Source organism: Ruegeria sp. CH2 (assembly GCF_056537065.1).
In genome coordinates, this window is the sequence record NZ_JBQFQV010000001.1 from 305,937 (window position 1) to 326,920 (window position 20,984).

25 protein-coding genes are annotated in these 20,984 nt (G+C 56.1%); 16 read left to right on the forward strand and 9 right to left on the reverse strand.

Annotation, left to right across the window (positions count from 1 at the left end; genetic code table 11):
* Positions 1 to 129: 129 nt before the first annotated feature.
* From ACR0M9_RS01510 to ACR0M9_RS01540, 7 genes are all read left to right on the forward strand, one after another.
* A complete protein-coding gene (locus ACR0M9_RS01510) occupies positions 130 to 741 on the forward strand; it encodes a 50S ribosomal protein L21 (RefSeq protein WP_480480969.1) in 612 nt (203 codons plus the stop codon).
* A gap of 11 nt (positions 742 to 752) precedes the next feature.
* Positions 753 to 1,022, forward strand: coding sequence for a 50S ribosomal protein L27 (gene rpmA / locus ACR0M9_RS01515; RefSeq protein WP_050602452.1), 270 nt, complete (start codon positions 753 to 755; stop codon positions 1,020 to 1,022).
* A 96-nt stretch (positions 1,023 to 1,118) separates the two neighbouring features.
* The gene (locus ACR0M9_RS01520) at positions 1,119 to 1,727 is read left to right on the forward strand and encodes a LysE family translocator (RefSeq protein ID WP_480584225.1); all 609 of its coding nucleotides are present in this window, start codon (positions 1,119 to 1,121) and stop codon (positions 1,725 to 1,727) included.
* Positions 1,724 to 2,260 (forward strand): GNAT family N-acetyltransferase, encoded by a 537-nt coding sequence (locus ACR0M9_RS01525; RefSeq protein WP_480472732.1) that lies wholly within the window; start codon positions 1,724 to 1,726, stop codon positions 2,258 to 2,260. The genes ACR0M9_RS01520 and ACR0M9_RS01525 overlap by 4 nt, the downstream gene beginning before the upstream one ends.
* 37 nt (positions 2,261 to 2,297) lie before the next feature.
* Complete coding sequence (gene obgE / locus ACR0M9_RS01530; protein ID WP_209596239.1) at positions 2,298 to 3,332, forward strand: GTPase ObgE; 1,035 nt, start codon at positions 2,298 to 2,300, stop codon at positions 3,330 to 3,332.
* A complete protein-coding gene (gene proB / locus ACR0M9_RS01535) occupies positions 3,320 to 4,426 on the forward strand; it encodes a glutamate 5-kinase (protein ID WP_480772687.1) in 1,107 nt (368 codons plus the stop codon). The genes obgE and proB overlap by 13 nt, the downstream gene beginning before the upstream one ends.
* A 32-nt stretch (positions 4,427 to 4,458) precedes the next feature.
* On the forward strand, positions 4,459 to 5,721 hold the full coding sequence (locus ACR0M9_RS01540; RefSeq protein ID WP_480537853.1) for a glutamate-5-semialdehyde dehydrogenase: 1,263 nt from the start codon (positions 4,459 to 4,461) through the stop codon (positions 5,719 to 5,721).
* Here the strand turns inward: ACR0M9_RS01540 and ACR0M9_RS01545 are convergent.
* Complete coding sequence (locus tag ACR0M9_RS01545) at positions 5,718 to 6,314, reverse strand: histidine phosphotransferase family protein (RefSeq protein ID WP_480772688.1); 597 nt, start codon at positions 6,312 to 6,314, stop codon at positions 5,718 to 5,720. The genes ACR0M9_RS01540 and ACR0M9_RS01545 overlap by 4 nt on opposite strands.
* A 42-nt stretch (positions 6,315 to 6,356) precedes the next feature.
* Here ACR0M9_RS01545 and ACR0M9_RS01550 point away from each other — a divergent pair, with 42 nt between their 5' ends.
* The 5 genes from ACR0M9_RS01550 to tsf all read left to right on the forward strand — a co-directional run bounded on the left by ACR0M9_RS01550 (position 6,357) and on the right by tsf (position 10,140).
* The gene (locus ACR0M9_RS01550) at positions 6,357 to 6,539 is read left to right on the forward strand and encodes a DUF3553 domain-containing protein (RefSeq protein WP_267364751.1); all 183 of its coding nucleotides are present in this window, start codon (positions 6,357 to 6,359) and stop codon (positions 6,537 to 6,539) included.
* Positions 6,540 to 6,641: 102 nt separating this feature from the next.
* The gene (olsB, locus tag ACR0M9_RS01555; protein ID WP_480480957.1) at positions 6,642 to 7,397 is read left to right on the forward strand and encodes an L-ornithine N(alpha)-acyltransferase; all 756 of its coding nucleotides are present in this window, start codon (positions 6,642 to 6,644) and stop codon (positions 7,395 to 7,397) included.
* Positions 7,363 to 8,238 (forward strand): lyso-ornithine lipid O-acyltransferase, encoded by an 876-nt coding sequence (gene olsA / locus ACR0M9_RS01560; RefSeq protein ID WP_480772689.1) that lies wholly within the window; start codon positions 7,363 to 7,365, stop codon positions 8,236 to 8,238. Before olsB ends, olsA begins: the two co-directional genes overlap by 35 nt.
* Positions 8,239 to 8,404: 166 nt before the next feature.
* Positions 8,405 to 9,187 (forward strand): 30S ribosomal protein S2, encoded by a 783-nt coding sequence (gene rpsB, locus ACR0M9_RS01565; RefSeq protein ID WP_209503940.1) that lies wholly within the window; start codon positions 8,405 to 8,407, stop codon positions 9,185 to 9,187.
* 77 nt (positions 9,188 to 9,264) lie between these two features.
* A complete protein-coding gene (gene tsf, locus ACR0M9_RS01570) occupies positions 9,265 to 10,140 on the forward strand; it encodes a translation elongation factor Ts (protein ID WP_480564795.1) in 876 nt (291 codons plus the stop codon).
* A gap of 354 nt (positions 10,141 to 10,494) precedes the next feature.
* Here the strand turns inward: tsf and ACR0M9_RS01575 are convergent, their stop codons facing one another.
* The 3 genes from ACR0M9_RS01575 to ACR0M9_RS01585 form a co-directional block, all read right to left on the reverse strand.
* Complete coding sequence (locus ACR0M9_RS01575) at positions 10,495 to 11,250, reverse strand: autoinducer binding domain-containing protein (RefSeq protein ID WP_480772690.1); 756 nt, start codon at positions 11,248 to 11,250, stop codon at positions 10,495 to 10,497.
* Positions 11,247 to 11,696: a type II 3-dehydroquinate dehydratase gene (aroQ, locus tag ACR0M9_RS01580; RefSeq protein ID WP_480772691.1), complete on the reverse strand. Its 450-nt coding sequence runs from the start codon at positions 11,694 to 11,696 to the stop codon at positions 11,247 to 11,249. The genes ACR0M9_RS01575 and aroQ overlap by 4 nt, the downstream gene beginning before the upstream one ends.
* Before the next feature lie 123 nt (positions 11,697 to 11,819).
* Positions 11,820 to 12,821 (reverse strand): NADPH:quinone oxidoreductase family protein, encoded by a 1,002-nt coding sequence (locus ACR0M9_RS01585; RefSeq protein ID WP_480772692.1) that lies wholly within the window; start codon positions 12,819 to 12,821, stop codon positions 11,820 to 11,822.
* Positions 12,822 to 12,972: 151 nt separating this feature from the next.
* Here ACR0M9_RS01585 and ACR0M9_RS01590 point away from each other — a divergent pair, with 151 nt between their 5' ends.
* A complete protein-coding gene (locus tag ACR0M9_RS01590; protein WP_480772693.1) occupies positions 12,973 to 13,791 on the forward strand; it encodes an SDR family NAD(P)-dependent oxidoreductase in 819 nt (272 codons plus the stop codon).
* Between the two features lie 14 nt (positions 13,792 to 13,805).
* Positions 13,806 to 14,840, forward strand: coding sequence for a phosphotransferase family protein (locus ACR0M9_RS01595; protein WP_480772694.1), 1,035 nt, complete (start codon positions 13,806 to 13,808; stop codon positions 14,838 to 14,840).
* A 7-nt stretch (positions 14,841 to 14,847) separates the two neighbouring features.
* Here ACR0M9_RS01595 and ACR0M9_RS01600 read toward each other — a convergent pair whose 3' ends face one another.
* A complete protein-coding gene (locus tag ACR0M9_RS01600) occupies positions 14,848 to 15,582 on the reverse strand; it encodes a DsbA family protein (protein WP_480772695.1) in 735 nt (244 codons plus the stop codon).
* Positions 15,583 to 15,688: 106 nt separating this feature from the next.
* Here ACR0M9_RS01600 and ACR0M9_RS01605 point away from each other — a divergent pair, with 106 nt between their 5' ends.
* Together ACR0M9_RS01605 and ACR0M9_RS01610 are read left to right on the forward strand one after the other, a co-directional pair.
* The gene (locus ACR0M9_RS01605) at positions 15,689 to 16,903 is read left to right on the forward strand and encodes a serine hydrolase domain-containing protein (RefSeq protein WP_480564777.1); all 1,215 of its coding nucleotides are present in this window, start codon (positions 15,689 to 15,691) and stop codon (positions 16,901 to 16,903) included.
* Between the two features lie 51 nt (positions 16,904 to 16,954).
* Positions 16,955 to 17,824, forward strand: a complete 870-nt coding sequence (locus ACR0M9_RS01610) for an acyl-CoA thioesterase (protein ID WP_480564774.1) — start codon at positions 16,955 to 16,957, stop codon at positions 17,822 to 17,824.
* Here the strand turns inward: ACR0M9_RS01610 and ACR0M9_RS01615 are convergent.
* From ACR0M9_RS01615 to pstB, 4 genes are all read right to left on the reverse strand, one after another.
* Positions 17,821 to 18,588, reverse strand: a complete 768-nt coding sequence (locus tag ACR0M9_RS01615) for an SDR family oxidoreductase (protein WP_480564771.1) — start codon at positions 18,586 to 18,588, stop codon at positions 17,821 to 17,823. The genes ACR0M9_RS01610 and ACR0M9_RS01615 overlap by 4 nt on opposite strands.
* 178 nt (positions 18,589 to 18,766) lie before the next feature.
* Positions 18,767 to 19,456, reverse strand: a complete 690-nt coding sequence (gene phoB, locus ACR0M9_RS01620) for a phosphate regulon transcriptional regulator PhoB (protein ID WP_480480935.1) — start codon at positions 19,454 to 19,456, stop codon at positions 18,767 to 18,769.
* A gap of 12 nt (positions 19,457 to 19,468) precedes the next feature.
* Positions 19,469 to 20,170, reverse strand: a complete 702-nt coding sequence (gene phoU, locus ACR0M9_RS01625) for a phosphate signaling complex protein PhoU (RefSeq protein ID WP_267366515.1) — start codon at positions 20,168 to 20,170, stop codon at positions 19,469 to 19,471.
* A gap of 16 nt (positions 20,171 to 20,186) precedes the next feature.
* Positions 20,187 to 20,984 carry a phosphate ABC transporter ATP-binding protein PstB gene (gene pstB, locus ACR0M9_RS01630; protein ID WP_267366513.1) on the reverse strand — a complete coding sequence of 266 codons (798 nt, stop codon included), beginning with the start codon at positions 20,982 to 20,984 and terminating at the stop codon, positions 20,187 to 20,189.

Consider the following 20,984-nt stretch of genomic DNA (forward strand, 5'->3'; position numbering starts at 1 on the left):
CTCATGACGTTGTCAGGGGCCATTCACACAGCCCGAAAAGGGCGCGCTGTTCGAGGTGGCTTTCAAGTTTCTTGGGGCCAAAACACCCAACCGGGGACCACAGAACGCGGGTTAGAAAAGGAAAGACGCATGTTTGCGGTCCTCAAGACTGGCGGCAAGCAGTACAAGGTTCAGGCGGGCGATATCCTCCGCGTTGAAAAACTGGCTGCCGACGCAGGTGAAAAAGTTCAATTCAACGATGTTCTGATGCTGGGCGGTGACGCTCCGGTCGTTGGCGCACCTTTCGTTGCAGGCGCAGGCGTTCAGGCCGAAGTGATCGAACAGATCAAAGGTGACAAGGTCATCAAGTTCGTCAAACGCCGTCGTAAGCACAGCTCGAAGCGTACCGTTGGCCACCGTCAGAAACTGACACTGGTCAAAATCACCGACATTCTTGCGTCGGGCGCCGACAAATCGGGCATCAAAGCTGCAACCGGTTCCGCTCCGGCTGGCGAGGCGGCACCCGCTGCAAAGCCTGCCAAGAAAGCCGAAGCCAAGGCTGAAGCACCCGCTGCTGCCGCTGCTGACGATCTGACCCAACTGAACGGTGTCGGCCCTGCCGCCGCCAAGAAGCTGGTTGAGGCCGGTATCGAGAGCTTTGCCGCTCTGGCCGCCTTGTCGGATGAGCAGATTGCTGCTATCGAAACGGTCAAAGTGAAACCCGAATGGGTTGAGCAAGCCAAAGAATTGGCTAAAGGCTAAGGAGAGAGAGAATGGCACATAAAAAAGCTGGCGGTTCCTCCCGTAACGGTCGCGACTCAGCTGGTCGTCGCCTTGGCGTAAAACTGTATGGTGGCCAGGCCGCTATCGCAGGCAACATCATCGTGCGTCAGCGCGGCACCAAGTTCTGGCCGGGCGAAGGCGTAGGCATTGGCAAAGATCACACCATCTTTGCAACTGTCGATGGCGCCGTGAAGTTCCACAAGGGACTTAAAAACCGCACCTTTATTTCGGTCCTGCCAGTGGCGGAGGCCGCAGAGTAAGCCGAGACCCAGAAGGTTTAAGAAAAATTCATGGGGGACCGGCACAAAGTGCCGGTCCCCTTTCTCGTTTTAACGCAGTCGTGACCGAAAGAACCGATGACAGTCGCAACCACCAGTTTCCTGATCTTTGCCGCCTCTCAGGTCGGTACGCCGGGGCCGGCCAACATGGTCCTGCTGGGAACGGGTGCGCGCTATGGGTTTCGTGCCGCATTGCCTTTTGTGGCCGGTGTCGTGCTTGGTAAGCAGCTGATTATCTGGCCCGTGGGCTTTGGTTTGCTGCAACTGGCGGAACAGGTTCCGACGGCCTTTGCGGCGCTGAAATATGCTTCGGCTGCATATATTTGCTGGCTGGCGTGGAAGATCGCGAATTTGCGACTGTCGCGCGAAACTGCGGTTGGTGATGTTCCGGGATTCTGGGCGGGGTTGATCGTGCATCCGCTGAATCCAAAAGCCTGGGCCATGATTGTTGCGGGTTTTACCGGCTTTGTCGCGGCGGGGACGTCCAGCTTTGACGCAACGCTCACGATCGCTCTTAGTTTGTTGATCTGCCAGATCGTTTTGCACCCGATTTGGACTTTTGCCGGGGATAGAATCGCGCATGCGGTTGAAGGTCGCCCGGCGGAAAAATATCTGATGTGGACGTTGGCGGGTCTTACGGTCGCGTCCGTACTATTCGTGTTGTTCGGAGGAGGAACACACCAATGAAGCTTGAGACAATAATTAATCAGCCGGTCATTGAAACCGAGCGGTTCGATCTGCGCCCCCTGCGCCGGTCGGACATGGGCCTTATCGAGCATTATGCAGGTGATGAGCGCGTGGCGCGGATGACCACCAGTATTGCACATCCACTGGCCCCCGGATCGATCGAAGCCTTTGTAACCCGTTCGATGGCCGACAACCGGGATGAAGACGTCTGGGTCATGGATGCCACCAAGGACGGAGGTCCGGAACTGATCGGTGTGATTTCGCTGAAACGACTTGACCGGAATCAGTCCGAAGTCGGCTATTGGGTCGCGCCGATCTATTGGAACACGGGCATTGCCTCGATGGCTGTCGAAGCACTCGTTAACGCCAACCCGCTGGAAAACGCGACGATGTTCGCCAGTGTGTTTCAGGATAATCCGGCCTCGGCCCGGGTCCTGACCCATTGTGGGTTCCAGTATCTGGGCGATGCGGAAAGCTATTCGGTGGCACGCGATGCGAATGTGCCCACCTGGACATACAGTAAAAAACTCTGACTTGTGGCCGATGGGGCCTTTGCAGTAGGGGACACACATGAAATTTCTCGATCTCGCAAAGGTCTACATCCGGTCCGGGGCCGGCGGTAGCGGCTGCGTCAGCTTCAGACGCGAAAAGTTTATAGAATACGGCGGCCCCGATGGCGGGGACGGCGGCAAAGGCGGGTCTGTCTGGGCCGAAGTTGTGGATGGGCTGAACACCCTGATCGACTTCCGCTATCAGCAGCACTTCTTCGCCAAAAACGGGCAACCGGGCCGGGGGCAGCAACGCACCGGCAAGGATGGGGACGATATCGTTCTGCGTGTTCCGGTTGGCACTGAAATCCTGGACGAAGACGAAGAAACCGTCATCTGCGACCTGACCGAAGTCGGGCAACGCGTTCTGCTGGCCAAGGGCGGCAATGGCGGCTTTGGCAACCTGCATTTCAAGTCCGCCACCAATCAGGCCCCGCGCCGCGCCAATTCGGGGCAGGCGGGGATTGACCGCACAATCTGGCTGCGGCTCAAGCTGATCGCCGATGTGGGTCTTTTGGGTATGCCGAATGCAGGCAAGTCGACCTTTCTGGCGGCCACGTCGAATGCGCGGCCCAAGATTGCCGACTATCCGTTTACCACGCTGCACCCCAATCTTGGCGTTGTCGGCGTGGACAACGTCGAATTTGTTGTGGCCGATATCCCGGGCCTGATCGAAGGCGCTCATGAAGGCCGTGGCATTGGTGACCGTTTTCTGGGTCACGTGGAACGCTGTGCCGTGTTGTTGCATCTGGTCGACGGCACCTCTGCGACGGTCGCCGATGATTACCGCACGATCATTCACGAGCTGGAAGCCTATGGCGGTGAACTGGCTGAGAAGCCCCGGATCACTGTTCTGAACAAGATCGACGCGCTGGATGACGAAGAACGTGCCCTTGCCGTCGCTGAGCTTGAGGAGGCCGTGGGCGGCCCCGTCATGACCATGTCCGGTGTGGCACATCTGGGTGTAACCGAAGTTCTGCGGGCGCTGCGCAGCCAGATTGACGACAACCGTGTGCGTCAGAAACCCGCTGAGGAGGCACAGCCTTGGCAACCCTGACCTCGGCACGCCGTCTGGTGGTAAAAGTCGGGTCGGCTTTGCTGGTTGATCGCGACACTGGCCTGCTGCGGTCTGACTGGCTGCTGTCGTTGGCGCAGGATGTTTCCTGGCTCAAGGGGCAAGGGAAAGATGTAATCCTTGTTTCGTCCGGTTCGATTGCACTGGGCCGCGGCGTTCTGGGACTGCCGATGGCGGCACTGCCCTTGGAACAGTCACAGGCTGCTGCTGCGGTTGGGCAAATCCGGCTTGCACGCGCTTATGAAGAAGCGTTGGCACCCCATGGGATCACCACGGCGCAGGTTCTGGTAACGCTTGAAGACAGCGAAGATCGCCGCAGGTATCTGAACTCACGCGCAACCTTGGAAACTCTGCTTGGGTTGGGCGTCGTTCCGATCGTCAATGAAAACGACACGGTTGCAACGGATGAAATCCGGTATGGCGACAATGACCGTCTGGCCGCGCAAATCGCCGTGACAGTAGGGGCCGACCAACTGATTCTGCTGTCGGATGTGGATGGTTTCTATTCCGGTAATCCAAAAGAAGATTCCTCGGCGACGCGCTTCGAGACAATCGACAGGATCACACCTGAGATTGAAGCTATGGCTGGTGATGCGGGATCGGGCCTGTCCAAAGGCGGGATGAAGACAAAGCTGTTGGCGGCCAAGATGGCAACCGCTGGTGGTTGCGCCATGGCAATTACTGAAGGGTCGGTTCTGAACCCTCTGAAAACGCTCGAAAACGGTGCCAATTCCACATGGTTTACTGCGACATTGGATCCACATGCAGCCCGCAAACGCTGGATTTCGGCAATGAAACCTCGGGGTGAGATCACAGTGGACGAGGGGGCGGCCAAGGCACTGGCCAATGGCAAAAGCCTGCTACCTGCCGGGATTGTGGAAGTGACCGGAGATTTCGGTCGTGGCGATCCTGTCGCCATCCTTGATCTGGAGTCCCGTCGTCTGGCTCAGGGGATCAGCCGGTATACGGCGCAGGAAGCCGATGCGATCAAGGGGCGTAAGTCTTCTGAGATTGAATCGACGCTGGGCTATCCAGGCCGCGCAGCCCTCATCCACCGGGACGACCTGGCCCTTTAACTTTCAATAAGATGATCTGAAAGGCACGCGATATGAAAGACTTCGACAGCATTCCTGCTCTGATGGAAGATCTTGGGAAACGTGCCAAAGCCGCTTCGCGTGAACTGGCTTTCGCAACAGCTGAACGAAAGCACGCAGCGCTGATTGCAGCCGCAGATGCGGTTTGGGCCAATCGGGCACGGATCATCGAAGCCAATCAAAAAGATCTGGAATTCGGCCGCGACAAGGGTCTGAGCCCCGCAATGATGGATCGCCTGATGCTTGATGAGGCGCGTGTTCAGGGCATGGTGGACGGGCTGAGAACCGTCGCGGAGCAGGCCGACCCGGTGGGTGAGGTTCTGTCTGAGTGGAATATGCCCACGGGCCTTAACATCCAGCGCGTCCGGACACCGTTGGGGGTTATTGGCGTGATCTACGAAAGCCGACCCAACGTGACTGCGGATGCCGGGGCGCTGTGCCTGAAATCGGGCAATGCGGTAATCCTGCGTGGCGGATCCGAAAGCTTTCATTCCTCAACCGCGATCCATGCCTGTCTGGTCGAAGGGCTGAAGGCCGCGAACCTGCCTGAAGACGCCATTCAACTTGTGCCCACACGCGACCGCGCTGCGGTGCAGGAGCTGCTGACGCTGACCGACTATGTCGACGTCATCGTTCCACGCGGAGGCAAGGGACTGGTGGGCCTTGTACAACGAGAGGCCCGTGTGCCGGTCTTTGCCCATCTCGAAGGCATCGTGCACATTTACATCGACAAGGCTGCTGATCCGCAGAAAACGCTGGAAGTGGTACTGAATGCCAAGACTCGCCGCACTGGTATTTGCGGAGCCGCTGAATGCTTGCTGGTTCATCAGGATATCGCCGACACACTGGGGCGTGACGTGGTTGCGGCACTGGTCCAGTCAGGCGTTGAGGTTCACGCCGACGGTGTCCTCGCTGGGGAGGGTACAGTTGCTGCTACGGCGGAAGACTGGGGAAAAGAGTTCCTCGACAGCGTGATCGCGGCGAAGCCCGTTGCCGATATTGATGCCGCGATTGCTCATATTCAGCAATACGGCTCGAACCACACCGATTGCATCATGACCGAGGATGACGCAGCAGCGGCCCGTTTCTTTGAGCGTCTGGACAGCGCAATCCTGATGCACAATGCCTCGACTCAGTTTGCGGATGGTGGCGAGTTTGGCATGGGGGCAGAAATCGGAATCGCGACGGGCAAGATGCACGCGCGCGGACCGGTTGGGGCGGCGCAATTGACCAGTTTCAAATATCTCGTGCGCGGGAACGGAACGATCCGGGCTTAAAACCGAAGTGACACGCGGGTTGCCGAGGTTTCAACGGCAATCCGCCGACCCATCGCAGCTGCCGTTTCAGGCAGCAACGCGAACTGAACGTGCGCGGGCGTGATCTTGGTGGGAAACCGACCTGTCACGACGTTCTTCCAAAGATCACCATCGACATTCAACCGGTCTGCAACCCCGGTCAATATCCAATTGTTGCCCTGATTGACGATTTCGACTGCGCCGCCCAGCGGCATGGCACTTTCGCAGCACATAAGCGCCAGAAAGGCCAGTTTGACCTGATTACGCGGCACTGGCCCGGTCAGGTTCCAGTTGACCCGTATCCGCCCGGCACGCTCGATATCTTTCAGCAGTTCGGTTACTTCGGTCCGACCAAGCGGCTGATCACTGGCCGAGCCAAAGGCAACGCGGAAAAAGCGAATACGTGCCCCGGCACTTCCGACACTGCCCGAGATCAGTTCCATCTCGGGGCCCTGTACGGCGCCCACCATATCCAACAGCTCAAGCCCGTTGGTGATCGCCCCGATCGGGCTGATCAGATCATGGCAAATCCGCGAACCGATCAATTCGGCCAGGTTGACGTTGCTCTCGCCCATACGTACCTCCGACTGTATCTGCCGCACGTCCCGGAGGCCCCTATGACAGACATGAATGCTATACTTGCACCGGGCATGTTTGTCCGCCACCCGGATTTTCCCGAATGGGGCGTCGGACAGGTTCAGTCCAACATTGCAGGCAAGATCACCGTAAACTTTCGCGAGCAGGGAAAAGTGGTGATCGACGGAACGCGCATCGCCCTGATGCCGGTCTTTGATCTGTGAAAGTGGTTTAGGAAAGGTTAACAACGCTGACCGAAGCGGGGCTTGTTGCCTTTGGCTGAAAAACTGCGGTATCAGCAGCCAAAAGAACACGGATCGCCCCATATGCCGGATACTGGCCCTTCTTTCACTGTAAAACTGGCCGAGACCGAAGCCGACCTGCAAGCAGCTCAACGCCTGCGCTATGATGTCTTCGTGCGTGAGTTGGGGGGCGGCGGAGAGATGGTCGATCACGATGCTGGCCTCGAGAAAGACCGTTTCGACCCGTATTTCGATCATATGTTGGCCTATGATGATCACACCGGCGAAATTATTGGCGTCTACAGGATGTTACCGGGCGAACGTGCCGCGGAACTAGGGCAATTCTATTCCGAAGATGAATATGACCTGACCGTTCTCAAGAACAGTGGGCGCAAACTGCTGGAGTTGGGACGGTCGTGCCTGCACCCCGACTACCGTGGGGGTACGGCAATGTACCACCTGTGGAACGGTTTGGCCGCTTATGTAGCGGAACGTGACATTGAGGTGCTGTTCGGCGTTGCGAGTTTTCACGGAACAGACGTGGCCACATTGGCGCAGCCCTTGTCGATGCTTCACCACAACCATCTGGCTCCGCCAGAGTTGCGCGTACGGGCGCAGCCCGATGTTTTTCAGTCGATGGACCTTGTGAAACCAGAGGCTTTGGACCGCCGCGCCGCCATGGTTCAGGTGCCAGCATTGATCAAAGCCTACCTTCGCTTGGGTGGTTTCGTGGGCGAGGGCGCCTTTATCGACCACACCTTCAACACAACGGATGTGTGCCTGATCCTCGACACGACGCGCATGAATGAACGGCAGCGTCGAATTTATGGCGGGGCGTGACGCTGTGAACGACCCGCTCTGGAATAGTGAAGACGCGCCCGATCCGATCGAGCTGGGCGTTACCGGATGGGTTCTGGTCATTCTGCGCGGAGTACCACTAGCGGCCCTTGTCTTTGGTGGCCTGATCATCCTTCTGGCCGTTCGCCTGATCGAGTATCCGATTTTCGGCGTCCGGCGACCTGTGACGCCGTTCATCACACAGTTTGTCTGCCGCAACGCGTTTCGAATTCTTGGCATCGGGTTCCGCGCATCAGGCGCGCTGATGAAAGAGAGGGGGGCGGTGGTGGCAAACCACACGTCCTGGCTGGATATCTTTGCTCTGAACGCGCGCAAGCGGGTCTATTTTGTCTCCAAGGCAGAAGTTGCCAAATGGCCCGGTATCGGCTGGCTGGCCCGTGCGACCGGGACACTGTTTATCGAACGGGATCGCAAGAAAGCCAAGGAACAAACCAAGCTGTTTGAAACCCGCCTGAAAGTGGGTCACAAACTGTTGTTTTTCCCCGAAGGCACCTCAACCGACGGGCTTCGCATTTTACCTTTCAAAACAACGCTTTTCGCCGCGTTCTTTGCAGATGAGTTGCGTGATTTCATGTATATCCAACCCGTTTCTGTGGTGTTTCACGCGCCCATAGGCCAGCCAAAACGCTTTTATGGCTGGTGGGGGGATATGGAGTTCGGGCCACATTTGCTGAAGACCCTTGGCGCACGTCGGCAAGGAACGGTTGAACTAATCTATCATGCGCCAGCGCGGGTCAGCGACTTTGAAAACCGAAAGGCTCTGGCCGCCCATTGTGAAGACGCCGTCAGGCATGCGCACGCATTGGCGCAGCTTGAAAAATAGGGGCGATTGGCCCTTGCGTAGCGCGCAAACCTGCCTTATACGCGCGCCATTCAAACCCGCAGGCGGGGTTTGGCCTTTTTGAGGGAGACATCCTCATCAAGACCGCCGGTTGGAGCGTCCGCTTCTTTCACCCCCGCCCAGGCGTAAACCGGAAAAGGAAAATTGCATGGCTCTTCCCGAGTTCACCATGCGTCAGCTGCTGGAAGCTGGCGTTCACTTTGGTCACCAGACACAGCGTTGGAACCCCCGCATGGGCCCGTTCATCTACGGCTCGCGCAATGGTATCCACATCATGGACCTGACCCAGACCGTTCCGATGCTGGATCAGGCTCTGCAGGCTGTTCGTGACACCGTCGCAAAAGGTGGCCGCATTCTGTTCGTTGGTACCAAGCGCCAGGCCGCTGGCCCGATCGCTGAAGCGGCCGAAAAGTCGGCTCAGTACTATATGAACCACCGCTGGCTGGGCGGCACGCTGACCAACTGGAAAACCGTTTCCCAGTCTATCAACCGTCTGAACCAGATCGACGAAGCCATGGAATCGGGCGCAGAAGGCCTGACCAAGAAAGAGCGTCTGGGCATGGAACGTGACCAGGGCAAACTTCAGGCGTCGCTGGGTGGTATCCGCGAAATGGGCGGCGTTCCGGACCTGCTGTTCGTCATCGACGTCAAGAAAGAAGCACTGGCCATCGCAGAAGCCAACAAACTGGGTATCCCGGTTGTGGCTGTTGTCGACACCAACTGCTCGCCCGATGGCGTTGACTACATCATTCCCGGCAACGACGACGCAGCTCGCGCAATCGCTCTGTACTGCGATCTGGCCGCACGCGCCGCTCTGGACGGTATGACCGCGCAGATGGGTGCAGCAGGCGTTGATCTGGGCGCATTCGAAGAAGCTCCGGTTGAAGAAGCTCTTGCGGAAGAAGCCGCAGAAGCCCCTGCCGAAGCGTAAGCTGCCCGTCACGTAAATGACATATGGGGCAGGGTATGACCTGCCCCAATTCCGTTTGAATTGAGGAGAGCCAAAAGATGGCAATCACAGCAGCAATGGTTAAAGAACTGCGCGACTCGACCGGCGCAGGCATGATGGACGCAAAAAAAGCGCTGACCGAAACCGGCGGCAACATGGACGACGCCGTTGATTGGCTGCGCACCAAAGGCCTGGCCAAAGCGGCCAAGAAATCAGGCCGTACCGCAGCAGAAGGTCTGGTTGCTGTTCACGTCAACGGTGGCAACGGTGTTGCTGTCGAAGTGAACTCGGAAACCGATTTCGTTGCGAAAAACGCTGAATTCCAGGAAATGGTCAGCAAAATTGCAAACGCGGCTGAAGGTGTGGACAACATCGAAGCGCTACTGACCGCTGATCTGGGCGGCAAAAGCGTTGCCGACACCCTGACTGACAAGATCGCCACTATTGGCGAAAACATGTCAGTGCGCCGCATGGCCAAACTGTCGGGCGACACTGTTGTGTCTTATGTGCACAACGCTGCGACCAACGGCATGGGCAAAATCGGTGTGCTGGTTGCACTGTCGGGTGGTGATGAAGCTATCGGCAAGCAGGTTGCGATGCACATCGCCGCTGTGAACCCGGCTGCCCTATCCGAGGCCGACATGGACCCGGCAATTGTCGAGAAGGAAAAGCAGGTTCAGATGGACATCGCCCGCGAATCCGGCAAGCCGGAGCAGGTGATCGAAAAGATGATCGAAGGTCGCATGAAAAAATTCGTCGCCGAATCGACATTGCTGAGCCAGCAATTCGTTGTGAACCCTGATCTGACCGTTGAAGCCGCTGCAAAAGAAGCCGGCGCAACCATCACCGGCTTTGTTCGCCTGGAAGTTGGCGAAGGCATCGTTGTGGAAAAAGAAGACTTCGCTGCCGAAGTCGCAAAAGCTGCTCAGGGCTAAAGAAAGGCTCCGACAGGGGCCTTGCTGAACAAAGTGAAAGGGTTACGCGTCGCGTAGCCCTTTTTTGTTGGTGGCACATCAGAGAATTGGCAAAGAAGTGAAGGATTGGAGGGCCCCGCATGATGGGGATGGTCGAGGCCCCCCAAAATTCCGACACAGGTACGCGGACGAATAGGCGCCCCCTTGTCAGAGTGATTGGAGAGCTTTGAAATCGCAAAGATCCAACCGAATGTTCCCTGGCTAAAGCCACCACTCACGGAACACTCTCACTTTGCAACTTTTAGGTTAGATTTGAAAAGTAGTGATTTCCTTACCTAGGGTAAACTGACGCGGGATGGCGTCATAAAAACACTCCTAAACTTCCATAATGAACATCTGATTATGCAAAGATGCCTTCAAAACAGCCTGAGCCGTCGTTTCAACCGACAACGCCTCACGGGCGAGTCGAAGATGCTTTTCGACAGTTGCCGCTGTCAGGCCCATCAGCAAGGCTATGTCCTGCGTGGTTTTTCCGTCACCAACCCATTGCAACGCCTCGCGCTGACGCTTTGTCAGGGCCCGGTTCGGTGGGTTGAAAGGCAATGTCAGGATCTTCAGATGCGCAACGTTGTTCATCAAAAGAATGTCTTCGCCATGCTCTTGCCAGATCGCGTCAATGTCTTCCTGGCTCATCCCTTCCTTGGCGGATAGGGAAATCGCCCCTTTCGAGCGCACAGAGACCGAGTTGAAGCTGACGGTGTAACCAGAAACGACGCCCATGGACTTGTTGAACTCGAAAACCTCACGCTCTTTGTCGCTCATCGACCCTCGAGAATGCATGTCCAGCAACATTTTCCAACTGGCGGCGCCTTCATTGTCCAGCGCCCATTTCAACATGGGGGCGTGAAAATACAAACCGTCCTTGATGAAACCATCCACATAGGCACGGTTATGGTTAGTCAGAATGACAAAGTCCTCTGGATCACCCAATGAGGTTGCCGTCCTGTATTGCGTGTGGCCGTAGATAAGGCGATCGAACCCGAATTTCGCCATCTGTCGGCAATGCGCATCCCACAGGTCTTCCAGGGTCTTGGCATAGCTGACAAACCGCAGATAATCCCTGAGGGTCATGCCGTGTCACCTGCTTTCAGATGGGCGGCAAGCGCGTCCAGAGCAAGAACATAGCCTTGGGCGCCAAAGCCACAGATCTGCCCCAAAGCAACAGGCGCGATATAGGACTTGTGCCGGAATGCTTCCCTTGCATGGATGTTTGACAGGTGAACCTCGACAACCGGCAGGTCAACTGACGCGATGGCATCCATCAGCGCAACCGACGTGTGTGTGAATGCCCCCGCATTGATCACAAGGCCATCCTGCACACCGCGTGCGCCGTGGATCGCATCAATTAACACACCCTCATGGTTGGATTGCAGATGCGAGACTTCAAGGCCAATGGACGCGCCATGGCGCTGGCACTCCTCCTCGATCATCTTCAGAGTGGTGCTGCCGTAAACCTCGGGCTGCCGTGTGCCAAGCAGGTTGAGGTTTGGGCCATTCAATACCAAAACGTTGTGCATGTCTTCACGATCCCCATTAATGGTACATAGACGCCTAAAGGTTGGGTTGTCTACCTGCCTTTGCCGGATCGAGTACAGTCGAAAAACCGGTGTGCGAAGCGGGTCGCTATTTTGTTCACGGCTTCAACTTTTCGCCATGGTGACAACGATTTTTCCCAGAACGGAACGTTGTGACAATTGTTCAAGCGCCTCGTGCGCGCGGGCAAGCGGGAACCGCGCGCTAATTCGCGGTTTGATTTTGCCGGCTGTGTAAAGATCGAACAGGTTCTTGACGTTGTCAGCATGGCCGATTGGGTCGCGGAAAACTGACGCGCCCCAAAACACACCAACGATCTGACATCCTTTCAAAAGGGCCAGATTCAAGGGAATCCGCGGAATGCCCGCTGGAAAACCGACGACAAGGTAACGACCTTTCCAGGCCATGCTGCGCAGGGACGGTTCGGCCAGCGTACCGCCAACAGCGTCGTAGACGATGTCTACGCCGTCAGGACCGGCAAGTTTCTTAACTTCGGCTGAGAAGGCTTTTTGTGCTTCCTTGTCCATGTCGCGCGGGTAAATCACCACGTCATCAGCGCCAATCTGGCGGCAGAATTCGGCCTTTTCCGGTGATGAAACGGCTGCGATCACCCTGGCACCCATGGCTTTGCCCAGTTCAATGGCGGCTGACCCCACACCTCCGGCGGCACCCAGTACCAACAGGGTTTCACCGGGTTGAATCTCCGCCCGATCCTTCAACGCGTGGTAGGACGTGCCGTAGGTGAAAATGAAACAGGCGGCATCTTCATAGGGCATGGCATCAGGAATTCGGATTGCAGTGTCCGCATTGAGTGTGACGTGGGTCGAAAACCCACCATGTCCGATAAGGGCCAAAACACGGTCGCCGGGCTTAAATCCACTGACGCCTTCGCCCAAAGCCAGAACTTCACCCGCGATCTCGCCACCCGGGGCGAAGGGCCGTGGCGGCTTCATCTGGTACAGATCGCGGATAATCAACGTGTCCGGAAAATTCACGCCCGCTGCTTTCACGCCGATCAAAAGTTGGCCTTTGCCCGGCTGCGGATCTGGTAGGGTCGTAAGCTCCAGGGTTTCGGGACCGCCCGGTGCGACGCTGAGTAATGCTTGCATACCGCCTCTGTTCTGCCTGTACTTTGTGTCGAGGAAGTTTTGGTGCAGCATGGTTTTTTGTCAACGCTACGGTCCAACGCCTGCCGCGACGGCAAGAGGAACGCAATTTGTATCAGGATGAACTGGCGACAAAGAAACTGAGGAGCACAAAATGACCCCCGACACCCTCTTTTCGCTTCACGGCAAAACCGCTTTGGTAACAGGTGGGGCGACAGGTATTGGCCGCATGGCAGCCGAGGCGCTGGTTCAGGCAGGCGCGCGCGTGCTCATTGCCTCAAGAAAAGGAGACGCCTGTGCCACGGTCGCTGCAGAACTGAACGCGCTGGACGCGCCGGGCAGCGCCGAAGGCTTTGCCGGTGACATTGGCAGCGCAGTCGGTATAGGCAAGCTGGTCTCTGACATTCAGGCGCGTACTGACAAACTGGACATCCTGATGAACAACTCGGGGGTGTCCTGGGGTGCACCGATGGGGCAGTTTCCCTACGATGCATGGGAAAAGGTCATGTCTGTCAACGTGACAGGGATATTCGAACTGACCCAGCGGCTTTTGCCAATGCTAATGAAATCAGGCACCGCCGAAGACCCGGCGCGCATTGTCAATGTGGGGTCAGTCATGGGTGAAGTCCCAATGGGCGATGGGGCCTACAGCTATTCGGCCTCAAAGGCTGCAGTTCTGCATCTGACCAGGGTCTTGGCCAAGGAACTTTCACCGCACCACATCACGGTTAACGCGCTCGCTCCGGGGCCGTTTGTGTCGCGCATGACTGCCTTTGCGACAGCCGATGAGGATACCAGAGAACGGGTTGGCAAGTCTGTACCTCTGGGTCGCGTCGGACGGGACGAGGATATTGCAGGCTGTATGTTGTTCCTGTGCGGTCGCGGCGGCAGCTATGTGACAGGCGCAGTGATCCCGGTTTCGGGTGGGATCAACGTGGTGACCGCCGGAAACATCTTTGCCGAGGCCCTGTGACGGGAAGACAGCCGATGAAAACCGAAACCAATCTGGATCTGGCGGCGGTAGATGCGTATCTGAGCGCGCATCTTTCCGGCTACAACGGGCCATTGGAGGCGAGGAAATTTGATGTCGGGCAATCCAACCCGACGTTTGAGTTACGCACACCAGAGAAGGAATACGTACTGCGCCGAAAACCCGCCGGCGTATTGCTGAAATCGGCACATGCCGTTGATCGCGAATTTCGGGTTCAAAGCGCCCTTGCCGGGAGCGAGGTTCCGGTGCCCACGATGTATCTGCTGTGTGAAGACGACAGCGTCATCGGCTCGGCCTTCTATGTGATGGAACGCTTGCAGGGCAGGGTGTTTCCGGACCCAACCCTGCCCAAAGAAAGCAACGAAACCCGCGCCGCCATCATTGACGAAATGAACAGGGTTCTTGCCCAATTGCACATGGTGGATATCGATGCCGTTGGCCTGTCTGACTATGGGCCGATTGGCAACTATTACGAGCGTCAGATCGCGCGCTGGACCAAGCAATACCGCGCGTCCGAAACCTCGGTAATTGCGGATATGGATGCGCTGGCTTCAGCGCTCGAGACCTCGGTACCGGCCGATGACGGGCAGCGCACGCTGGTGCACGGGGATTACCGCATCGACAACCTGATGTTCGCGCCAAATCGGGCGGAATGTATCGGGGTGCTGGATTGGGAACTGTCAACGATCGGTCACCCTTATGCGGATCTTGCCGCAGTAATCATGCAATGGCAGTTGCCGCCGGGAAAACAGGGCCGGGGGCTGGCAGGTGTGGATCGAAATCGCCTGGGCCTGCCCAGCGATGAGGCATTCATTGCCCAATACTGCAAACGTCGAGGCCTGGATGGCATAGACAACTTCGGCTTTTATCTCGGCTTCAATTTCTTTCGCATGGCGGGCATTCTACAGGGTGTCTACAAACGCGCGCTGGATGGGAACGCATCCGACCCTGACCGAGCAAAGGCGTTTGGCGCATATGTTCCGGTATTCGCCCAGCATGGCCTGAAAGCCCTTGATACCACATTAGAGTGACGCCCTATCAAGCTGTTTTTATGTCACTATTTTGCCTTGAAAGTTCAACCTCAAGGTTTGGCAGGCTATTCTTTCCAAAAAACAATTCAGCCCCGGTGAACATGCTGGGAACCCCAAACACGCCACGCCGAACCGACGACTTGGTTATCTCTTTCAGTTTCAGTTTAACGTCGGGGCTCGTCATGGCTTCGCGAATTTTGCGAACGGGCAAGTCGTTTTCATGCAGGATATCCGTCAGGACACCGATCTCGTCCGCCTTCTGACCATGCACCCAAATTGCATCAAAAATCGCGTTTATATATTTGACTTCCCAAGGTTTTCCATTGGCAAAACACGCGCCGCGCATGGCAAGTTTTGTGTTGATCGGAAAATGCGGGCTCATATGAAAGCTCAACCCACGACGGCGGGCAAACCGGTGCAGATCATGCGTCAAATAGGCTGTCTTTTGGCGGTTTTCGGAATACGCCTGAAATGGGCTTTGGTTATGCGTCGCCTTGAACACCGCAGGCAGCAGGACAGGAACATAAGTAATGCCTGCGTCATAGCGCTCGGCAAGATCGGGGAGCATCTTATGGGCGAGAAACGCGTTCGGGCTGCAAAAATCGTAAATGAAGTCTATGGTCTGCGTCATGGGGTTCCTCCCTTTCGGTTCCTTGAAATCTTGTTCATTGAACTTCAGGCGAATCTGCGTCGAAATCAGTCTAACATTCCATTGTGAGGCACGCTGATGAAGCCCATTCACGAATTTCTCTGCAACACGCAACTTTTTGCTGCTATTTCAGGTCACAAGCTCAAACAGTCGCAGTTTAGTACCTCACGGAAGTTCCCAAATGTCCCACAGGCAATCCATGTTTGATCAAACCCGGCTGGATCGGCTTAGCCATTGGATGGAAAACTATGTTGAGCAGCGCAAATATGCCGGATCATCCTTTTTGCTGCGCCACAAAGGGAGTGAGGCCTTTTTTCATGCCTGTGGTGTCAGCAGCCTCGAGACTGGCCGGCAATTCCAACGCGACACGCTGGTGCGCATTTATTCCATGACCAAACCGATCACATCGGTCGCGTTGATGACATTGGTCGAACGCGGGCTTGTTCACCTGAACGCGCCTGTGTCTGAGTTTCTACCTGAATTCAAAGATATGCAGGCGCTGGTCCCGGGGGCGGAGAAACTGGATCAGACCGAGGCTGCACCGCCTCCAACGCTACATCAGTTACTGACGCATACCAGTGGGCTAAGCTACCCGTTCAACCCCGGGCTTTTGCCCCAAGCGATGGATGAACAGGACCTTATTTTCAAACCCAATCAGGGGCTTCTGGAACATCTTGTGCGCGATCTGGCAGGGCTGCCACTGGCGTTCCAACCCGGTGCTCGCTGGGAATACTCGGTCGGGATTGACGTGCTGGGTCGTGTGATCGAGTTGGTCTCGGGCCAGTCATTGGAGCAGTTCTTTCGAAGCGAAATCCTTGAGCCGCTGGACATGCGCGAAACAGGTTTTTCCGTACCCGCTGGGGCAGGGGATCGTTTCGCATCGCTTTACACCCCATTGGCTGGCGACGCGATGGCGCTGAATTCCGCGGATCACGGTAGCGAAAGCCTTAGACTGTTCGATTCCCACATAGAATCCCCGTTCGAAAACACGACGACCTTTTCCGGCGGTGGCGGTCTGATTTCGACAATCGATGATTATGCCAAATTCGCGGACATGCTTCGAAATCGGGGGGCCGGGAACGGGTACCGCATACTTGGCCCGAAAACCGTCGATTTCATGATGCGCAATCACCTTCCCGGGGACATTGCTTCAATGGGTCCGCAGAGTTTCGCAGAGCAACCGATGGAAGGAATGGGCTTTGGGCTAGCCGGTGCGGTTGTTCTGAATCCCGGTCTGGTAAGGGTTCCCGGCTCTATCGGGGATTTCAGCTGGGGTGGAATGGCGTCGACCTATTTCTGGATTGACTGGCAGAATGACCTGACGGCGATTTTCTTTACCCAACTGTCCCCCTCAAGTTCGTACCCATCCCGCGCCGAACTCAAGGCACTGGTTCATGCGGCCATGATTGAATGATTTCCTCTGTACTGATACCCGGTGCCGGACGACACAACTTGCGAGCAGACGATGACCGAAGCGGAACGTATCTTACTGGATCTTCTGGATATTGAACGGCTTGAGATCGATCTGTTTCGCGGGACAGGGTCGGGCGGTGAAACCCCCACACGCATCTTTGGCGGACAGGTCATCGCGCAAGCGCTCGCTGCGGCGTATCGGACTGTTGAAGAACGGTTGTGCCATTCGCTACACGCCTATTTCATTCGCCCGGGAGATCCAGAGAAACCCGTTATTTATCAAGTTGATCGCGCGCGAGACGGAGGTTCGTTCACAACCCGCCGTGTGGTTGCGATTCAGCATGGAAAGCAAATCCTGAACATGTCGGCATCCTTTCATGTCCGGGACGAAGGTTGGGACCATCAGCATCCGATGCCCGTCGTGAACGCACCGGAAGCGTACCCGTCCCGATCTGAATTGCGTAAAACATACGTTGAACGTGTTCCCGAAAGGTTGAGGGGCGAATTGCTGCGCGAGCGCCCGATAGAGGTTCGGGAAGTCGATCACCTGGATCCATTCACACCGAAAGTCTCTGACGATCGAAACCAGACTTGGTTCCGTATGCCTGCAGCCGCTTCCGTTGACGCCAGAACGCAGCACTTACTGCTGGCTTATGCGTCTGACATGAACCTGATGTCCTCTGGATTGCGGCCACACGGTCTGAGCTGGTTTAGCGGAGAGTTCAACGGCGCAAGTCTGGACCACGCGCTATGGTTTCACGCACCGGTAAATTTTCAGAACTGGCATCTGTACGTAATGGACTCGCCGTGGACGGGGCAGGGACGCAGTTTTAACCGTGGATCGATCTATTCCGAGGACGGTACCCTTGTTGCATCTGTCGCACAGGAAGGATTGATGCGCAGAATTCGCGCACGACCTTAAGTATTGCCAATAAACCTTTGATTTAACTTCTGCATTCCGCTAAGCCACCGATCGTAATCAGCCGCTTTGAATTGCAAATAATCAGCGACTTGTGGATGAGGCAGAATCAAAAACCGTTCATTTCGAATAGCTTGCACACAGGATTCAGCCACATCTCTGGGCTCAAGCATCCCATCAATCGAAGCTACTGAGATTTCATGGCCTTCGGTCATTTTCGAACGTACCGCCTGCGGACACAGGACCGAGACTTTCAATCCTTCAGCGCCATATGTCAGCGAAAGCCATTCGGCAAATCCTACAGCCGCGTGTTTGGTAACCCCATATGGGGCTGCACCAGGTTGGTTCAGCAAACCTGCCGCAGACGCAGTTATCATTATATATCCGCCGCCGCGACGAACCATGCGTGGAACCAGATGGCGAGCAGTCCAGACATGGGACATGACATTGATCTTCCAGATCCGATCCCAATCTTCGTCCGCAACATCGAGACCGCCAAGCGTCAGAATTCCGGCATTTGCGCAAAACAGGTCAATTGGACCGACAGTTTCTTCAACAAAATCAATCAGAGCCTTGATCTGCGCTTCGCTGGAAACGTCGCAGGGATACGCCTGACCACCAATTTGCTCTGCGACCAAATTTGCGCCAGCGATGTCGACATCCGAGCAGATTACACGTGCACCTTCTTGGGAAAACCGTTCTGCAAGACCACGACCAATACCTTGGGCAGCGCCGGTGACAACGACAGTTTTGTTCTTAAGCTCCATGCGTATTCCGGACAGGTTCGTTACAGTGTTTTCAATGTGTTGGCTTGCCTTCCGTATTACAAGTATTACGTTTTTACCATAATACCAATTACACGCTAATCGAAAGTAGCGGAGATATACTCAGATTCCACTGCAATCAGTCATCAGACCAATGCGATCAACACAGGTCTGATGCGATTTATCCCAACGCGTAACCTGCACCGCGGACTGTTCGAACCGGATCATCCCCGCCGTGTTGCGTTAAGGCTTTGCGCAGTCGTCCAATGTGAACATCAACGGTACGCGTATCGACATAGATGTCGCGTCCCCAGACCCGATCCAGCAATTGTTCACGGCTCCAGACCCTGCCCGGCTTTTCCATGAACGTGCTAAGAAGCCGGAATTCGGTTGGACCAAGTTTCAAGGGCTTGCTGTCACGGCTGACCTTGTGGGTTTCCGAATCCAGAATGATGTCATCGTACTCCAGTCGCAAGCCAACAGTTGCAGGTCGGACGCGGCGCAGTTGTGTTCGGACACGCGCCATCAGTTCGACGATCGAATATGGTTTGACCACATAATCGTCGGCACCAGTTTCCAGCCCGCGAACCTTGTCTACCTCTTCTGATCTGGCCGACAGCATTATTATCGGGATCGAACGTGTGTCCGGACGGCTTTTGAGCCGGCGGCAAACCTCAATCCCGCTTAGGTTGGGCATCATCCAGTCCAGAACAATGATATCCGGGCAGTCTTCGTCGACCAGCAGCATAGCTTCGTCACCGTTGGCCGCCTTTGAGACGCGAAAACCTTCGGCTTCAAGGTTGTAGGCCAGCACCTCGCGTTGGGCCAACTCATCCTCGACCACCAGAACCGTCGGTTGATCTGCGGACATCTCAAGCCTCTCCTACGCTGTTTGCGACGTTATATCGGCCTTGGGCCGAGCCTCGGTCGGGCGGTCGCCTGTAACCAGATACACCACCTGCTCGGCAATCGAGGTTACATGGTCGCCCATACGCTCGATGTTCTTGGCGATGAAATGCAGGTGCATACAGGCCGAAATATTGCGCGGATCCTCGGCCATAAAGGTCAGGAATTCGCGGAACAGGCCGTTATACATCTGGTCGACCTCTTCATCGCGGTTGATGACGTCGGTGGCCAGTTCCGCGTCGCGCTGAATATAGGCGTCCAACGCGTCGCGCAGCATACGTTCAACTTCGCGCGCCATGCGGCGTAAGGCAGCTGCGCTGCCGCTGATCTCGCCCGCATTGGCCAGAACGGTCGTACGCTTGGCGATGTTCTTCGCGTAATCGCCAATCCGCTCAAGATTGCCGGATACTTTCAGGACCGAAAGAACCAGTCGCAGGTCACTGGCCGTGGGCGCGCGCAACGCAATCAGACGCGCGGTTTCCTCGTCGATCAGGTCTTCCAACGCGTCGATGGCCTTGTCACCTTGTCGTACTTCCTGGGCCAGCTCAACGTCACGGCTTTCAAGCGAGCGCGCCGCGCCCATGATAGCGGCCTCAACCAGACCGCCCATCTTCATGATATGCGCCTGGATTGTTTCGAGGTCGCGGTCAAAAGCAGATGCAATATGTTGTTCGCTCATTGTTTGATACCTGTGCTTAGCCGATACGGCCTGTAATGTAGCTTTCCGTGCGCGGATCGACCGGATTGGTAAAAATCTGACCGGTTTCACCGAATTCCACCAGATTACCCAGGTGGAAAAAGGCCGTTTTCTGACTGACGCGCGCGGCCTGCTGCATCGAGTGGGTGACGATCACAACCGAATATCGGGAACGCAATTCGTCGATCAACTCTTCGACCTGTGCGGTTGCAATCGGGTCCAGCGCCGAGCACGGCTCGTCCATCAACAGGACTTCCGGTTCAGTTGCCACGGCGCGCGCGATACACAAACGTTGCTGTTGCCCCCCTGACAAACCCGTGCCAGGCGAATCCAGACGGTCCTTGACCTCATCCCAGATTGCGCCTCGACGCAGTGATTTCTCAACGATCTCATCCAGTTCCGCCTTATTCTTGGCCAAGCCGTGGATACGCGGACCATAGGCCACGTTGTCGTAGATCGACTTGGGGAACGGGTTCGGTTTTTGGAACACCATGCCGACTTTGGCGCGCAACTGAACGGGGTCGACCCGCTTGTCATAAATGTCTTCGCCGTCCAACAGGATATCACCTTCGACACGGCAGATATCGATGGTGTCGTTCATCCGGTTCAGACACCGCAGGAAGGTCGATTTTCCACAACCCGAAGGACCGATAAAGGCCGTGACGGTCTTGTCTTCGATCTCAACACTCACGTCCTTGATGGCGTGGGTATCACCGTAGTATACCTGAACCTTCTTCGCGTTGATCTTGATGTCTTTGGAGTCCACGGTTCTCTCCACTCGTGTCATGTCGTTCAT

What these genes read in the sequence shown, in the direction of transcription:
- ACR0M9_RS01510 (WP_480480969.1), top strand. Translation starts at nt 130, where the DNA reads ATGTTTGCGGTCCTCAAGACTGGCGGCAAGCAGTACAAGGTTCAGGCG.
- rpmA (WP_050602452.1), top strand. Translation starts at nt 753, where the DNA reads ATGGCACATAAAAAAGCTGGCGGTTCCTCCCGTAACGGTCGCGACTCA.
- ACR0M9_RS01520 (WP_480584225.1), top strand. Translation starts at nt 1,119, where the DNA reads ATGACAGTCGCAACCACCAGTTTCCTGATCTTTGCCGCCTCTCAGGTC.
- ACR0M9_RS01525 (WP_480472732.1), top strand. Translation starts at nt 1,724, where the DNA reads ATGAAGCTTGAGACAATAATTAATCAGCCGGTCATTGAAACCGAGCGG.
- obgE (WP_209596239.1), top strand. Translation starts at nt 2,298, where the DNA reads ATGAAATTTCTCGATCTCGCAAAGGTCTACATCCGGTCCGGGGCCGGC.
- ACR0M9_RS01540 (WP_480537853.1), top strand. Translation starts at nt 4,459, where the DNA reads ATGAAAGACTTCGACAGCATTCCTGCTCTGATGGAAGATCTTGGGAAA.
- ACR0M9_RS01545 (WP_480772688.1), bottom strand. Translation starts at nt 6,314, where the DNA reads ATGGGCGAGAGCAACGTCAACCTGGCCGAATTGATCGGTTCGCGGATT.
- ACR0M9_RS01550 (WP_267364751.1), top strand. Translation starts at nt 6,357, where the DNA reads ATGACAGACATGAATGCTATACTTGCACCGGGCATGTTTGTCCGCCAC.
- olsB (WP_480480957.1), top strand. Translation starts at nt 6,642, where the DNA reads ATGCCGGATACTGGCCCTTCTTTCACTGTAAAACTGGCCGAGACCGAA.
- olsA (WP_480772689.1), top strand. Translation starts at nt 7,363, where the DNA reads ATGAACGGCAGCGTCGAATTTATGGCGGGGCGTGACGCTGTGAACGAC.
- rpsB (WP_209503940.1), top strand. Translation starts at nt 8,405, where the DNA reads ATGGCTCTTCCCGAGTTCACCATGCGTCAGCTGCTGGAAGCTGGCGTT.
- tsf (WP_480564795.1), top strand. Translation starts at nt 9,265, where the DNA reads ATGGCAATCACAGCAGCAATGGTTAAAGAACTGCGCGACTCGACCGGC.
- ACR0M9_RS01575 (WP_480772690.1), bottom strand. Translation starts at nt 11,250, where the DNA reads ATGACCCTCAGGGATTATCTGCGGTTTGTCAGCTATGCCAAGACCCTG.
- aroQ (WP_480772691.1), bottom strand. Translation starts at nt 11,696, where the DNA reads ATGCACAACGTTTTGGTATTGAATGGCCCAAACCTCAACCTGCTTGGC.
- ACR0M9_RS01585 (WP_480772692.1), bottom strand. Translation starts at nt 12,821, where the DNA reads ATGCAAGCATTACTCAGCGTCGCACCGGGCGGTCCCGAAACCCTGGAG.
- ACR0M9_RS01590 (WP_480772693.1), top strand. Translation starts at nt 12,973, where the DNA reads ATGACCCCCGACACCCTCTTTTCGCTTCACGGCAAAACCGCTTTGGTA.
- ACR0M9_RS01595 (WP_480772694.1), top strand. Translation starts at nt 13,806, where the DNA reads ATGAAAACCGAAACCAATCTGGATCTGGCGGCGGTAGATGCGTATCTG.
- ACR0M9_RS01605 (WP_480564777.1), top strand. Translation starts at nt 15,689, where the DNA reads ATGTTTGATCAAACCCGGCTGGATCGGCTTAGCCATTGGATGGAAAAC.
- ACR0M9_RS01610 (WP_480564774.1), top strand. Translation starts at nt 16,955, where the DNA reads ATGACCGAAGCGGAACGTATCTTACTGGATCTTCTGGATATTGAACGG.
- ACR0M9_RS01615 (WP_480564771.1), bottom strand. Translation starts at nt 18,588, where the DNA reads ATGGAGCTTAAGAACAAAACTGTCGTTGTCACCGGCGCTGCCCAAGGT.
- phoB (WP_480480935.1), bottom strand. Translation starts at nt 19,456, where the DNA reads ATGTCCGCAGATCAACCGACGGTTCTGGTGGTCGAGGATGAGTTGGCC.
- phoU (WP_267366515.1), bottom strand. Translation starts at nt 20,170, where the DNA reads ATGAGCGAACAACATATTGCATCTGCTTTTGACCGCGACCTCGAAACA.
- pstB (WP_267366513.1), bottom strand. Translation starts at nt 20,984, where the DNA reads ATGAACGACATGACACGAGTGGAGAGAACCGTGGACTCCAAAGACATC.